The following is a 14,543-nucleotide window of genomic DNA, read 5'->3' as shown; positions in this document are numbered from 1 at the left end:
CGCTAATCAGGTTGAGGCAAGCAGATGGCTATGACAGTCCATTGCGATATCGTCAGCGCGGAAGGAGAGATCTTCTCCGGCCTGGTCGAGATGGTGATTGCGCACGGCAACCTGGGTGATCTTGGTATCGCTCCAGGCCACGCCCCGCTGATCACTAATCTGAAGCCTGGTCCGATCACGCTGACCAAGCAGGGTGGCGCCCAAGAGGTGTTCTACATCTCTGGTGGTTTCCTCGAGGTCCAGCCGAACATGGTCAAGGTGCTTGCCGATACCGTGCAACGTGCTGCCGACCTGGACGAAGCTCAGGCCCAGGAAGCCCTCAAGGCTGCCGAGAACGCCCTGAACGCCAAAGGCGCGGAGTTCGACTACGGCGCCGCTGCCGCACGTCTGGCCGAAGCCGCAGCTCAGCTGCGCACCGTCCAGCAGTTGCGCAAGGGAAGGTAATTCGGCCTACAGGCCGATTGCTTTCGCCGCAATTGAGTTAAAGGGTAGCCTCGGCTACCCTTTTTCTTTTTCTGCATATCTCATTTCGGTCATTCATCGACCTCTCCCCGGATTTGGTAGCCAGTCAATGTCTCTCGATATCGTTATTCTCGCGGCAGGCCAGGGCACACGCATGCGCTCGGCCGTGCCCAAGGTACTGCACCCGGTCGCCGGCAACTCGATGCTTGGCCATGTTATCCACAGCGCCCGCCAGCTCGAGCCCCAGGGTATTCACGTGGTGATCGGACATGGTGCCGAGTTGGTTCGCGAGCGACTGGCTGCCGATGACCTGAATTTCGTGTTGCAGGACAAACAGCTGGGCACAGGCCACGCCGTGGCCCAGGCCTTGCCGGCGCTCAGTGCCGACACCGTGCTGATCCTCTACGGCGATGTACCGCTGATCGAGGTGGACACCCTGCAGCGTTTGCTGGCCAGGGTAAACCCGCAGCAACTGGGCCTGCTCACTGTGACCCTGGCCGACCCGACCGGCTACGGCCGTATCGTGCGCGACGACCAGGGCCAGGTGGCTGCCATTGTCGAGCACAAGGATGCCAGCGACGCACAGAAGGCGATCAATGAAGGCAACACCGGCATCCTTGCCGTACCGGGGGCTCGGTTGGCCGAGTGGCTGGGCCGCCTGTCGAACCACAACGCACAGGGTGAGTACTACCTGACCGACGTGATCGCCATGGCAGTGGCCGACGGCCTGGTGGTGGCCACCGAGCAGCCGCTGGACCCGATGGAAGTGCAGGGCGCCAACGACCGTCGTCAGTTGGCCGAACTGGAGCGTCATTATCAATTGCGCGAAGGTCGTCGCCTGATGGCCCAGGGCGTGACCCTGCGTGACCCGGCGCGTTTCGACGTGCGCGGCGAAGTCATCGTGGGGCGTGACGTGCTCATCGACGTCAACGTTATCCTCGAAGGCCGCGTGGTGATCGAGGATGACGTGGTCATCGGCCCGAACTGCGTGATCAAGAACAGTACCCTGCGCAAGGGCGCAGTGGTCAAGGCCAACAGCCACCTCGAAGGTGCCGTGCTGGGCGAGGGCAGCGATGCCGGTCCGTTCGCGCGGCTGCGCCCGGGCAGCGTGCTGGATGCCCGTGCGCATGTGGGTAACTTTGTCGAACTGAAGAATGCCCACCTGGGTGAAGGTGCCAAAGCAGGCCACCTGACCTACCTGGGTGATGCCGAGGTGGGGGCGCGCACCAATATCGGCGCCGGCACCATCACCTGCAACTACGACGGGGCCAACAAATTCCGTACCGTACTGGGCGAGGATGTCTTTATCGGTTCCAACAACTCGCTGGTGGCGCCTGTGGATATCCTCGATGGAGCCACCACCGCTGCGGGGTCCACCATCACCCAGACGGTCGAGGCTGGCCAGTTGGGCGTGGCCCGCGGTCGTCAGCGCAATATCGATGGCTGGAAACGGCCAGAGAAGATCAAGAAGAGCTGAGTTGTCCACAGCTCTGAAAAAGCCGACCGCATTGTGCATAAGTCGGCTTTTTTTTGCCTGGCACTCAGGTGTGGATAACCTGACCCCAGCAACGCCTTATCCACAGAAAAAATTTCATTGCCTGCTTGACCAAATGAAAGCTTTAGGTTTTGATTGGCGTTATTATCTTTCGAATCGAAACTTAACTTCCCATGTCGAAACGAAACACACCTCAACGCCGCCATAACATCCTGGCCTTGCTGCATGAGCAGGGCGAGGTGAGTGTGGATGCACTGGCCAAGCGTTTCGAAACCTCCGAAGTCACCATTCGCAAGGACCTCGCCGCGTTGGAGGCCAACGGCCTGCTGCTGCGCCGCTACGGTGGCGCGGTGACCCTGCCTCAGGAACTGTTCGCCGACCAAGGCCAGCGCGTCTCTCTCTACAAACAGGCCATCGCTCGTGCCGCCGTGGCGCGGATTCGCGAGCATGCGCGCATCATCATCGACAGCGGCAGCACCACGGCTTCGATGATCCCCGAACTGGGTCAGCAACCGGGGCTGGTGGTGATGACCAACTCGCTGAACGTGGCCCGTGCCTTGAGCGAACTGGAACACGAACCGGTACTGCTGATGACCGGCGGCACCTGGGACCCGCATTCCGAATCGTTCCAGGGCCAGGTTGCCGAGCAGGTACTACGCTCCTACGATTTCGACCAACTTTTCATTGGTGCCGATGGTATCGACCTGGTGCGCGGCACCACCACCTTTAACGAATTGCTGGGCTTGAGCCGGGTGATGGCCGAGGTGGCCCGCGAAGTGATCGTGATGGTCGAGTCGGACAAGGTCGGGCGCAAGATTCCCAACCTGGAGCTGCCCTGGGCCAGCGTGAATACCCTGATTACCGACGAACGCCTGCCCCAGGAGGCACGCGATCAAATTCAAGCCCGCGGCATCAACCTCATCTGTGCCGCTATCAGCTAGGAGCAACATCTATGTGTGGAATCGTGGGCGCCGTCGCCGAACGCAACATCACCACCATCCTGATCGAAGGCCTCAAGCGCCTGGAATACCGCGGTTATGACAGTGCTGGCCTGGCTGTCTTCACCCAGCAGGGCCACCTTGAACGCCGTCGTCGCATCGGCAAGGTCAGCGAGCTGGAAGCGGCCGTTGCCGCCGAGCCGCTGGTCGGCAACCTGGGTATCGCCCACACCCGCTGGGCGACCCATGGCGCGCCAACCGAAGGCAATGCACACCCGCATTTCTCCGGCCACGACCTGGCGGTGGTGCACAACGGCATCATCGAGAACCACGATGTGCTGCGTGAACAGCTCAAGGGCCTGGGCTACGTATTCACCTCGCAGACCGACACCGAAGTGATCGTGCACCTGCTGCACCACACCCTTAAAAGCCTGCCGGACCTGGCCGACGCCCTCAAGGCGACCGTCAAGCAACTGCATGGCGCGTATGGCCTGGCGGTTATCAGCGCCAGCCAGCCAGACCGCCTGCTGGCCGCCCGCAGCGGCAGCCCGCTGGTGATCGGCCTGGGCCACGGCGAGAACTTCCTGGCCTCCGACCAGTTGGCCCTGCGCCAGGTCACCGACCGCTTCATGTACCTGGAGGAGGGCGACATCGCCGAGATTCGCCGCGACCAGATCACCATCTGGGCCGTCGATGGCCAGCCGGTGCAACGCGAGGCCGTGCAGTATCACGAAGGCGCGGAAGCGGCCGACAAGGGCCATTATCGCCATTTCATGCTCAAGGAAATCCACGAGCAGCCCACCGTGGTGCAGCGCACCCTGGAAGACCGCCTGGGTTCGGATCACGTATTGGTGCAGGCTTTCGGCCCCAAGGCGGCCGAGCTGTTCCCCAAGGTGCGCAATGTACAGATCGTGGCCTGTGGCACCAGCTACCACGCGGGCATGGTTGCGCGTTACTGGCTCGAAGAGCTGGCCGGCATTCCGTGCCAGGTCGAAGTGGCCAGTGAATTCCGCTACCGCAAGGTGGTGGTGCAGCCCGACACCCTGTTCGTGTCGATTTCCCAGTCGGGCGAAACTGCCGACACCCTGGCGGCGCTGCGCAATGCCAAGGAGCTGGGCTTCCTTGCCAGCCTGGCCATCTGCAACGTCGGCATCAGCTCGCTGGTGCGTGAATCGGACCTGACCCTGCTGACCCGTGCCGGCCCGGAAATCGGCGTGGCCTCGACCAAGGCGTTCACCACCCAGCTGGTGTCGCTGATGTTGCTGACCCTGTCGCTGGGGCGCGTGCGTGGCACCTTGCCGGCTGGCGTCGAAGCCGAACTGGTCGAGCAACTGCGTCGTCTGCCGGTACGCCTGGGCGAAGCGCTGGCGATGGACGCCACCATCGAGAAGACGTCCGAGCTGTTCGCCGACAAGCATCACACCCTGTTCCTGGGCCGTGGCGCGCAGTTCCCGGTGGCGATGGAAGGGGCGCTCAAGCTCAAGGAAATCTCCTACATCCACGCCGAAGCCTACCCGGCTGGCGAGCTCAAGCACGGCCCGCTGGCGCTGGTGGATGCCGACATGCCGGTCGTTACCGTGGCACCGAACAACGAGCTGCTGGAGAAGCTCAAGTCCAACCTGCAGGAAGTGCGCGCCCGTGGCGGCGAGCTGATCGTGTTCGCCGACGAGAAGGCAGGCATGAGCAATGGCGAGGGCACCCATGTGATTGCCATGCCGCACATCATCGATGCGCTGGCACCGATCCTGTACACCATCCCGCTGCAATTGCTGTCGTACTACGTGGCCGTGCTCAAGGGCACCGACGTCGACCAGCCCCGCAACCTGGCCAAGTCGGTGACGGTGGAGTAAGGGGCCGGTCAGGCCCAGGCACTCCACACCGCCAAAAGATCCGGGAAGGTTCGCCTTCCCGGATCCTGCTTGCCCCGCGCACCCGTGCGGCGGCTGCTCAATCCATCAACAAGCCTTGCCTGGCCTGATCGATCATCGCCTCGACCAGCGGGTTGTTGTGCCCGTCGTGCCAGGCCACGGCGGTGGTGACCACCTTCACTTCTGGCTGCAACGGCCGGACCAGTACGTTTTCAGGGGCCAGCTTGTCCATCGAGGCGGGCACCAATGCGATGCCCTGGCCGCAGCTGACGAACGCCACCTGGGAAGATACCGAGCGCACCTGGTGCACGATGCGTGGCGCGAAACCGCTGGCTTTGCATAACCCCACCAGGCAGTCGAAGTACACCGGGCTCACATCCCGTGAAGCCATCACTAGGGTTTCATCGGCAAGCGCCCCTAGGCTGATCGCCGCACACTTCGCCAGATGATGGTCGTTGGGTAGCGCCACCGCCAGACGATCCTCGGACAGCGGCATGGATTGCAGGTGGCGGCCCAGGTTCCCCTCCAGACGCGCAAAGGCAATGTCGATATCCCCAGCCTCCAGCGCAGGGATGGCTTCTGCACTGTCGATTTCCCGCACCGATACCGTAATCAGTGGGTGGTCCTGCTTGAACCGCTCGATCAATGGCGGCAGCACATCGATCATGGCCGAGGTGATCGCCCCGATCGTCAGCACGCCAGCATGACCGGCCACGGCTTCATGCACCGCCAGCTCGAGCCGCTCGAGCTGGTCGGCAAACTTGCGCACCGCCGGCAGAATCGCCGCCCCAACTGCGGTGAGCTGCGCGCCGCGGCGCGAGCGGGTGAACAGTTGCACGCGCAAGGACTGTTCAAGGGCCTGGATCTGTTCGGTCAACGGCGGCTGCGACATGCCCAGGCGCCTGGCGGCGCGGCTGAAGTTCTGGTCCTCGGCAACGGCCAGGAACAACCAGAGATGACGTATCAGGCGGAAATTGATCACAGTGTGCTTCCATATGTCAGGACTATGACAAGCTTAGTTTCTTAGGAATATACGTATCAAAACACCTTGTCGATACTCAGGCCTCATCTCCCAAGAGGTCTGCAACCGATGAGCCTGAAAGCCACGCTTGAACGCCTGGCAGCGCTCGACACCAACACCGTGTCGGACGCGCTGGACTTCCTCGAACTTCCTGGCGCCACCAACGGGCTGATGCCGCTCTGGAACTGCCCGCAAATCGTCGGCCGTGCCAGCACCGTGCAGCTCGGCCCCAAGCAGGGAACGGCGCCAGACGTTCACCTGATTACACCGGTGGTGGAGCGAATCACCACCGATGATCGCGTTCTGGTCATTGCCGGTGGCCTCCAGGGCGTTTCCAGCTGGGGCGACATCCTCGCCAATGCGGCGCGATGCAAGGGCATCCGTGGCACGGTCACCGATGGCTTCAGCCGCGATATCCGCGCCAATGCAGACATCGGCTACCCGGTGTTTGGCCGCGGCATAACCATGATCAGCGCACGCAATCGGCTCATTCAAGTCGACGCTGGGGTCAAGGTGCACATGGCCGGCGTGGAGGTCGAAGAAGATGACTACGTGATCGCCGACGAATGCGGCACCGTTTTCATTCAAGCCGCTGTCATTGAGCAGGTTCTGGCCCTGGCCGAGCGGATAGACCGGCGCCAGGCCGGCATGCTCGATGCCGTGCGGGCGGGCCGCTCGGTCGAACACGTGATGCATGACGCCCAATTCGAAGCCATCAAGGCGGAGCACTGAAATGAGCCTGTCCGATAAAGACCTCGTCGCGTTGTTCGATGGCCTGGATACCCCTGGAGTCTCCGATGCCCTGGACAGATTGGGCCTTGCTGGCCAGGCCTTCGGCATTGCGCCGCTGGCCAACTACGACCAGGTGCTGGTAGGTCCGGCCTTCACCGTGCAGTACGTCAGCGCAGGCACTCCGCCAGGCACGGTTGGCGACTTCATGGATGACGTGGCCCCGGGTGATGTCGTGGTGATCGCCAATCAAGGACGCACCGATTGCACGGTGTGGGGCGACATCATGACCCAGTACGCACTGGCCCGTGGTGTCGCCGCAACGGTCATCGACGGCGTTTGCCGTGATGTGAACAAGGCACTGGGTGACGGTTACCCGATGTTCAGCAAAGGCCGCTTCATGCGCACCGGCAAGGACCGCGTGGAAGTGGCTACCGTCAACCAGCCGGTGTCGGTTGGCACTGCCCGGGCCTGTGCCCGCGATATCGTCGTGGCCGACGCCAACGGTGTGGTCATCGTACCGCGCAGCCGCGCCCGGGAAGTCGCCGACACAGCACACCGTATCGAGCAGGTCGAGGCGCAGATTCGTCAGCAACTGGCCGGTGGCAAAGGCCTCAGGCAAGCCCGGGCCGCCCTCGGTTATCACACCCTGCAGAGCAAGCAGCCATGAGCCTTCCACACGATTATCAACCCATCGCCAAGGCCCTTGGCAGTTCCACCCTTTACGAGGCCTCGGGCCTGCCGTGCGCGGTTGACCGGCAGATCCGGGCCGTCTGGCCCGGTGCATTCATTGCCGCGCCGGCCTACCCGCTGCAGTGCGCGCCGGGGGACAACCTTGGCCTGCACCTGGCCGTGGCCAAGGCGCCACGCGGCAGCGTGCTGGTGTGTGATACCGCCGATTTCGTCGCCGGCTACTGGGGTGAGGTACTGACCGTGGCTGCAGAAACCGCCGGCATCGTCGGCCTGGTGATCAACGGCGGCGTGCGGGATGTTGCAGCGCTCCAGGCGCGAGGTTTCGCGGTGTTTGCGCGAGGTATCTCGGTCAAGGGGACGGTGAAGGCCACCGCGCCTTCGGTGGGCAAGCCGTTCGTCTTCAGCGGCGCCCCGGTCTGCGCCGGCGACCTGGTGGTTGCCGACGAGGATGGCGTGATCATCATTCCGGTCGCCGCTGTGGAGCGCACCCTGCGCGAAGGCCGGCAACGTGCGGACAAGGAGGCGCTGTTGATGGCCAGGCTGCGCGAAGGTCACACCACGCTCGATCTGCTTGGGCTGACCCGGCCGCAGGAGCAGCCATGAGCCTTGAAGCCCTGAATCATCGCCTGGAGGCCGCCAGGCCTTCGGCGACTTACGCCATCATCGACCGTGTAGCCGTGCTGCGCGCCGAGGGGCGCAGCATCATCTCGCTGTGTGCCGGCGAACCTGATTTCGACACCCCGGAACATATCCGCGCCGCAGCCATACAGGCCATCAATAGTGGCCACACCCGCTACACCCAGGTGGCGGGCCTTCGCGCTCTGCGCGAAGCGATCGCGCGCAAGTTCCAGCGCGAAAATGGTCTGGATGTCGGTTGGCAGGACACCCTGGTAGGCAGTGGCGGCAAGCAGGTGATCTTCAATGCCCTGGCTGCGACGCTGAACGAGGGCGACGAGGTGGTGGTCCCCGCGCCGTACTGGGTGAGCTATCCCGAAATGGTTCAGCTGTGTGGTGGCGAGCCGCGCATTGTCGCTTGTGGTGCGGGGTCAGGCTTCAAGCTGACGCCGCAGGCATTGTCAGGTGCTATCGGCCCCAAGACCCGCTGGCTCATTCTCAACTCGCCCGCCAACCCGACCGGTGCGGTATACAGCCGTGCAGAGCTCGAAGCGCTGGCAAAGGTCCTGCTGGCCCACCCTCAGGTGTTGATCCTGGCGGACGATATCTATGAGCATCTGATCTTCGATGGCCGCGACTTTCTTACCCTGGCCCAGGTAGAACCGCAGCTGGCGCCGCGCACGCTGACCATGAACGGCGTATCCAAGGCCTACGCCATGACCGGCTGGCGCATCGGCTTCGCCACGGGGCCGCGCTGGTTGCTCGACGCGATGCAGAAGCTGCAAGGTCAGCAGACGTCGGGGGCATGTTCGATCTCCCAGCATGCGGCGATAGCCGCGCTGGACGGCCCCAGGGCATTCATCGCCCACAGCCGCGAAGTGTTCCAGCGTCGTCGTGATTTCATGGTAGCGCTGCTGAATCAGGCGCCAGGCATCCGTTGCGAACTTCCGGCGGGTGCGTTCTATGCCTTTGCCGACTGTACGGGGTTGATTGGCAAGTGCTCCCCGGGCGGGCGCACGCTGGTCGACGATGAGGCGGTAGCGCTGGCGCTGCTGGATGAGGCCGATGTTGCCGTCGTACAGGGCAGCGCATTTGGCCTGCCGGGCTATCTGCGCATTGCCTACGCGCTGGATGACCTGTCGCTGCGAGCGGCCTGCGAGGCCATCGGTCGTTTTTGCCACAGCGTACGTCAGCTCCCTTGAGGCGCGTGCCTCAAGCTATCACAGTGTCGACCAGCTCCAGCGCCACGCTTCCACCGGAAAAAGCGGGCAGCCGCTTCTGCTGGTTGAACAGCCGCGTTGTGCGCTGAATGCCGGTGAACTGTCCACCGACAATCAGGGAATCAACTGGGTTTGCCGTTCAACCGCGCCAGCGTTTCATCCAGCTCATCAATCTGCCCCGGCGCTTCGGTCACCACACTGAAGTCGCTCACTTCGACCGCCCCCAACCCATGCCCCAGCAGGTGGAACGAGAACGCCTTGCGCGACTCGTTGTTGTCGAACGTGAACTCCATTTCCAGGGGCTGATCCGGCGTGACCAGCATCTCCTCGGTAGGTAGCCCCACCAGCACCTCCTGCTCGAACTCCTTGGTCTTGAGCACGATATAGGCGTTCTGCTGCGGGTCGGCCGAGCGTACCGTCAGGCGTACCCGGGTGTGCGAGCCCTTGGGCATCTCCAGGTACTGCGCGCCGATCAGGTTGTCGGCCCAGTCATCCTTGATCTGCGGCTGCAGCGGGATCACCGTCGCACTGCCGAACTGGTAGTGCTGGTTCAGCGGTGAGCCCATCACTGATTGATCCAGTGCGCTGGCGCGCGCCTGCACCTGGCGTGCCCGCTGGCCACGGAAGCGATCTGTCAGGTTGGCGCGTTCGGCAATGAAGCCGGTACTGGCATACGACCGGCAGCGCTGCTGGAAATCGCATTCGGTGAAGGTGGCATTGCCATCGTGATAGCGCAGCTTGCCGTTGGTGAACGACATGATTTCACGCCCGTTGTCATAGTCGCGCAGCAGCGAACGCCCGCTGAGGGCGTTGGGCACCGGGAAGCCGAAGTAGTCGAGCACCGATGCGGTCAGGTCGACGTGACCGTACACGCCGGATTTCACCTGTGGCAGTTGTGCCTGCTCGGGCGCCAGCATCAGGTTGAAGCCCCACGAAGACGCCAGGCGTACACCGTCGATGCCATGGGATTCGTCCGAGGTGATCACCACCAGGGTGTCCTTGAGTACCCCCTGACGTTCCAGCCCGGCAAGAAAGTTATCCACAGCGTCGTCGAGGTAGGCCACTGCCGCCTGCTTGGGCGTGGCGTAGCGTTCGAGGTACTCCGCCGGCGCGGAATAGGGCTGGTGGGTGCCCACGGTCAGCAGGGTGAGCATCCACGGTTCAGGCTGCTTCTGCAGTTGGCCGACATAGTCCAGCGCGCCTTCGAAAAACGCCTTGTCGTCCTTGCCCCACGGGAAGTCCAGGTAGTTGGGGTTCTTGAACCAGTCCAGGCCCAGGGTGGTATCGAAGCCGATGTGCGGCATGATCTTGTCCTTGGCCATGAAGCGCAGCCCGGCACCCTGCAGGTAGTGCGTGCTGAAGCCATGTTCGCGCAATTGCGCCGGCAGGCATTCCTGGTTGCGCTGGTTCTGCGTCAGCATCTCGACCCCCTTGGGGGTACCGTTGTCGAGCTTGTCGTAGTCACCACACAGCATGGCGTAGAGGCCACGGATGGTCTGGTGGGTATGCAGCACGTAGTCGGGGGTGTTCATGCCGCGTTCGGCCCAGGCGCTCAGCTTGGGCATCAGGTGTTCCTGGTAGGCGGGGTTGAGGGTGCGTCGGTTGATGTCCAGGTAAGCCCCCGGGATGCCTTCCAGCGCGACCACCAGAACGTTGCGCGCGCTGCCGGGCGCGTCGAGCAGCGGCTTGCCGCTCAGGTCCAGGCGGGTCAGGCCGGCCATGGCCACGGGTGGGTCGACCACATCGGCCTCCAGCCAGTCTTCGATACGCGCCTGGCTTTCACCCACGCCTACCGCCAGCAATTGATGTGGCAGGTTGAACACCTGCCACTCGTCCGCTTCGGCAGGTTCCCAGGCCTGGGTACCGGCATGCACCAGCAGGCAGGTCACGGGCACCGCCCACAGGTGCCGCGGCAATGGCGCGACGGGTCTGGCCCGGGCCGCCCAGCGGGTCGCAAGCCACAACAGCAGGCCAAGCCCCAGGGCAATGGCGAAGCCAGGGTTGGCCAGGCTGCCACCGGCGGAGTTTTCCATGAACTGCACATCGGTGAGGTAGTGCAGGTCGGCCGGGGTCGGCAATCGGCCTACTGCGGCCACCAGCTCGGCACTGGCCAGGCTCAGCACTCCCCACGCCAGCACCACGGGCACTGCCAGCCATACCGGACGACGGTACAGCAGAACGACCAGTGCTCCACCGAGGCCCACGTCGGACAGGTACCCCAGCGGATCGGCCCAGCCGTTCGCCACGCGCAGGCATACAGGAACCACCACCAGCAGCCCGAACAGGGCGGCGAGCGAAGCGCGAGGGTGCTGCAACCAGCGATAGATACGTTTCACGGGGGCGTTCGTCATCATGTCGTCATGTAAATGTGGTGATGGTACCAAGTGCAGTACATCTCCACAGCATTCCGGCAACAAGTCGAAACCCAGTTTTCTGGCCTGGATCAATGTCGAATGCGCCTTCATGGCTTACCGTGGTGGGTTCCTGCCACTCTTTTCAAGGATGAAACGCAATGCAGTCAATGGACCGCAATCATGATATTCAGCCCCTGTCGCGGGCAGACATGACCATCGAGCTCAACGGGCGGCCGGTACCGGCCGCGGCAGGCGAAAGCGTGCTCAACGTGCTGCACGCGGTGGGCCTGCGCCAGGTGGCGCGCAACGACCATGGCCAGGTCACGGGTGCCTTCTGCGGCATGGGCGTGTGCCACTGCTGCCTGGTGTCGATCAACGGTCGCCCCAAGCGCCGCGCCTGCCAGACCATCGTCAAGCCGGGCATGCAGGTCGAAACCGGGGTCAACCGCTTCGACGTGGAGGGTGTCGAATGAGCCTGCGTCCGGTAATAGTCGGCGGCGGTTCGGCAGGCATGGCGGCTGCCATCGAACTGACCCGGCATGGCGTCTCCAGCGTGCTGTTCGACGAAGCTTCGCGTCTGGGCGGGGTGGTCTATCGCGGCCCTTTGCGCAGCGGCGTCGACCTGGGCTACCTGGGCAAGCGTTATGCCAGCGCGCTGAACACCCTGCACGAAGAGTTCGCCGATTGTGCCGAGCGCATCGACGTGCGCCTGGAAACCCGTGTGGTCGGGGGCGAAGGCGGCAACCGCCTGATGGTGCTGGACAGCGACGAGCAGCTGCACGAAGTGGAATACAGCCACCTGGTACTGTCCGCCGGCTGCCATGAGCGCAACGTGCCGTTCCCCGGCTGGACCCTGCCCGGCGTGATGCTGCTGGGCGGTCTGCAGTTGCAGATCAAGAGCGGCGTGGTCAAGCCGCTGGGCACCACCGTCATCGCCGGCACCGGCCCGCTGCTGCCCCTGGTGGCATGCCAACTGCACGCGGCCGGGGTCAAGGTGGAAGGGGTGTACGAGGCATGTGCCTTCGGCAAGATCGCCAAGGAAAGCCTGGCGCTGCTGAACAAGCCGCAGCTGTTTCTCGACGGCCTGAGCATGCTCGGTTATCTGAAGCTCAACGGTATCCCCATGAACTACGGCTGGGGCGTGGTAGGTGCCAACGGCGAGGGCGAACTCACCGAAGTGCGCCTGGCCCCCTACAGTGACAACTGGCAGCCGGACATCAGCCGTGTGCAGCGCGTCTCGGCGCAGACCCTGGCCGTGGGCTACGGCTTCATTCCGCGCACCCAGCTCAGTCAGCAGATGGGCCTGGCCCACGGCTTCAACGAAGACGGCTACCTGCGCGCCGAAAGTAACGTGTGGCAACAGAGCAGCGAGCCGCACATTCACCTGGCCGGTGACATGGGCGGGATTCGCGGTGGCGAAGCCGCGATGCTCACCGGGCGCATCGCCGCCGTGTCGATCCTGCACCAGGCTCAGGTCATCACCCCCGAACAGGCGCTGGACCTGCGCGAGCGCTACCTGGGCAAGCTGGCCGCGATCAAGCGCTTTCGTGCCGGGGTAGACCGCTACACACTGCGCGGCACTGAGCAGATCACGCTGCCCGCACCCGACACCGTCATCTGCCGCTGCGAGCACGTCACCCGCAGCGACATCGACCGCGCCCTGGAGCAGGGTGTACAGGACATGGCCGGGCTGAAGATGCGCACCCGCGTGAGCATGGGCGATTGCCAGGGCCGCATGTGCGTGGGCTACTGCAACGATCGCCTGCGCCAGGCCACCGGGCGTGCCGATGTGGGCTGGCTGCGCCCGCGGTTCCCCATCGACCCGATCCCTTTCTCCGCATTCAAGAACCTCGGCACGGAAGCTGAAGCATGAACAGAACCTATGATGTGGTCATCGCCGGCGGCGGTGTGATCGGCGCTTCCTGCGCCTACCAGTTGTCCAAGCGTGGCAACCTCAGGATCGCGCTGATCGACGCCAAGCGCCCCGGCAACGCTACCCGCGCCTCGGCGGGCGGGTTGTGGGCGATCGGCGAATCGGTCGGCCTGGGCTGTGGGGTGATCTTCTTTCGCATGATGTCGCAAAAGCACAAGCGCGAAGCCAACGGCGCCGCCGTGGCGGTCGATTCCAGCACCCCGCACATCCTGCCGCAGTCGTTCTTCGACTTCGCGCTGCAATCCAATGCCTTGTACCCCGGCCTGCACCAGGAACTGATGGAGCGCCACGGCATGGACTTCAAGTTCGAGCGCACCGGCCTCAAGTACGTGATCTACGACGACGAGGACCGCCTGTACGCCGAGCATATCGTCGCGCAGATCCCGCACCTGGCCCACGAGGTTCGCTGGCTCGACCGCGATGCCCTGCGCAAGGCCGAGCCAGCCGTCAGCCACCATGCCCACGGCGCGCTGGAGTTCCTGTGCGATCACCAGGTCAGCCCGTTCCGTCTGGCCGATGCCTACACCGAAGGTGCGCGGCAGAACGGCGTCGACCTGTTCCTCAACACCAACGTCACCGGCGTGCTGCACCAGGGCGACCGGGTGGTGGGGGTCAAGACCGACGTGGAAGGCGAGTTTCACTGCCAGACCCTGATCAACGCCGGCGGCGCCTGGGCGGCAGAACTGAGCGAGATGGCCACCGGCCTGAGCATTCCGGTCAAGCCGGTCAAGGGCCAGATCCTGCTCACCGAGCGCATGCCCAAGCTGCTGCAGGGCTGCCTGACCACCGCCGATTGCTACATGGCGCAGAAGGACAACGGTGAGATCCTGATCGGCAGTACCACCGAAGACAAGGGCTTCGACGTCACCACCACCTATCCGGAAATCAACGGTCTGGTGCAGGGCGCGGTGCGCTGCATTCCGGAGCTGGCGCAGATCAACCTCAAGCGCAGCTGGGCAGGACTGCGTCCCGGTTCGCCGGACGAGCTGCCGATTCTCGGCCCGGTGCAGAGCGTGAGTGGCTACCTCAATGCCTGTGGGCACTTTCGTACCGGCATCCTGACCTCGGCGATCACTGGCGTGCTGATCGACAAGGTGCTGCATGAGGAGGCACTGCCGCTGGACCTGACGCCGTTCCTCGCGGACCGCTTCGGTACTCAGCCCAAAGCCGCCCAGGCCTGACCCGGTGCGTGCCTGAACCTGCGGTGATGGTCGC

The 14,543-nt window shown here is 63.8% G+C and carries 13 protein-coding genes; 11 read left to right on the top strand and 2 right to left on the bottom strand.

Features of this window, described 5'->3' with window-relative positions; all coding sequences use genetic code 11:
* Nucleotides 1–24: 24 nt before the first annotated feature.
* The 4 genes from FW760_RS07435 (at nucleotide 25) to glmS (ending at nucleotide 4,745) form a co-directional block, all read left to right on the top strand.
* The gene (locus FW760_RS07435) at nucleotides 25–444 is read left to right on the top strand and encodes a F0F1 ATP synthase subunit epsilon (RefSeq protein WP_043860662.1); all 420 of its coding nucleotides are present in this window, start codon (nucleotides 25–27) and stop codon (nucleotides 442–444) included.
* Between the two features lie 127 nt (nucleotides 445–571).
* Nucleotides 572–1,939 (top strand): bifunctional UDP-N-acetylglucosamine diphosphorylase/glucosamine-1-phosphate N-acetyltransferase GlmU, encoded by a 1,368-nt coding sequence (gene glmU, locus FW760_RS07430; protein ID WP_054916062.1) that lies wholly within the window; start codon nucleotides 572–574, stop codon nucleotides 1,937–1,939.
* 191 nt (nucleotides 1,940–2,130) lie between these two features.
* A complete protein-coding gene (locus FW760_RS07425; protein WP_043860660.1) occupies nucleotides 2,131–2,898 on the top strand; it encodes a DeoR/GlpR family DNA-binding transcription regulator in 768 nt (255 codons plus the stop codon).
* A gap of 11 nt (nucleotides 2,899–2,909) precedes the next feature.
* The gene (gene glmS, locus FW760_RS07420; RefSeq protein WP_043860659.1) at nucleotides 2,910–4,745 is read left to right on the top strand and encodes a glutamine--fructose-6-phosphate transaminase (isomerizing); all 1,836 of its coding nucleotides are present in this window, start codon (nucleotides 2,910–2,912) and stop codon (nucleotides 4,743–4,745) included.
* Between the two features lie 97 nt (nucleotides 4,746–4,842).
* Here the strand turns inward: glmS and FW760_RS07415 are convergent, their stop codons facing one another.
* Entirely contained in the window at nucleotides 4,843–5,745 is a 903-nt protein-coding gene (locus FW760_RS07415) for a LysR substrate-binding domain-containing protein (RefSeq protein ID WP_058541968.1), read from the bottom strand.
* Nucleotides 5,746–5,853: 108 nt separating this feature from the next.
* On the opposite strand from FW760_RS07415, the gene FW760_RS07410 reads away from it, so the two are divergent.
* The 4 genes from FW760_RS07410 to FW760_RS07395 are packed head-to-tail and all read left to right on the top strand — an operon-like array spanning nucleotide 5,854 to nucleotide 9,023.
* The gene (locus FW760_RS07410; protein WP_116052435.1) at nucleotides 5,854–6,516 is read left to right on the top strand and encodes an RraA family protein; all 663 of its coding nucleotides are present in this window, start codon (nucleotides 5,854–5,856) and stop codon (nucleotides 6,514–6,516) included.
* Nucleotide 6,517: 1 nt separating this feature from the next.
* Nucleotides 6,518–7,183 (top strand): RraA family protein, encoded by a 666-nt coding sequence (locus FW760_RS07405; RefSeq protein ID WP_100634884.1) that lies wholly within the window; start codon nucleotides 6,518–6,520, stop codon nucleotides 7,181–7,183.
* Complete coding sequence (locus FW760_RS07400; RefSeq protein WP_116052434.1) at nucleotides 7,180–7,809, top strand: RraA family protein; 630 nt, start codon at nucleotides 7,180–7,182, stop codon at nucleotides 7,807–7,809. The genes FW760_RS07405 and FW760_RS07400 overlap by 4 nt, the downstream gene beginning before the upstream one ends.
* Entirely contained in the window at nucleotides 7,806–9,023 is a 1,218-nt protein-coding gene (locus FW760_RS07395; protein ID WP_100634880.1) for a pyridoxal phosphate-dependent aminotransferase, read from the top strand. The genes FW760_RS07400 and FW760_RS07395 overlap by 4 nt, the downstream gene beginning before the upstream one ends.
* Before the next feature lie 140 nt (nucleotides 9,024–9,163).
* Here the strand turns inward: FW760_RS07395 and FW760_RS07390 are convergent, their stop codons facing one another.
* Nucleotides 9,164–11,377: an LTA synthase family protein gene (locus FW760_RS07390; protein ID WP_229589187.1), complete on the bottom strand. Its 2,214-nt coding sequence runs from the start codon at nucleotides 11,375–11,377 to the stop codon at nucleotides 9,164–9,166.
* Between the two features lie 176 nt (nucleotides 11,378–11,553).
* Here FW760_RS07390 and hcnA point away from each other — a divergent pair, with 176 nt between their 5' ends.
* The 3 genes from hcnA to hcnC are packed head-to-tail and all read left to right on the top strand — an operon-like array spanning nucleotide 11,554 to nucleotide 14,509.
* Entirely contained in the window at nucleotides 11,554–11,868 is a 315-nt protein-coding gene (gene hcnA / locus FW760_RS07385; protein WP_043861504.1) for a cyanide-forming glycine dehydrogenase subunit HcnA, read from the top strand.
* Entirely contained in the window at nucleotides 11,865–13,268 is a 1,404-nt protein-coding gene (gene hcnB / locus FW760_RS07380; RefSeq protein ID WP_446443713.1) for a cyanide-forming glycine dehydrogenase subunit HcnB, read from the top strand. The genes hcnA and hcnB overlap by 4 nt, the downstream gene beginning before the upstream one ends.
* Nucleotides 13,265–14,509: a cyanide-forming glycine dehydrogenase subunit HcnC gene (hcnC, locus tag FW760_RS07375; RefSeq protein WP_043861506.1), complete on the top strand. Its 1,245-nt coding sequence runs from the start codon at nucleotides 13,265–13,267 to the stop codon at nucleotides 14,507–14,509. Before hcnB ends, hcnC begins: the two co-directional genes overlap by 4 nt.
* The last annotated feature ends 34 nt before the right edge of the window (nucleotides 14,510–14,543 follow it).

This window comes from Pseudomonas sp. 1176_21, assembly GCF_052850635.1.
Note: the sequence above shows the minus strand (reverse complement) of the source record. Positions and strands in the feature narration are given on the sequence as shown.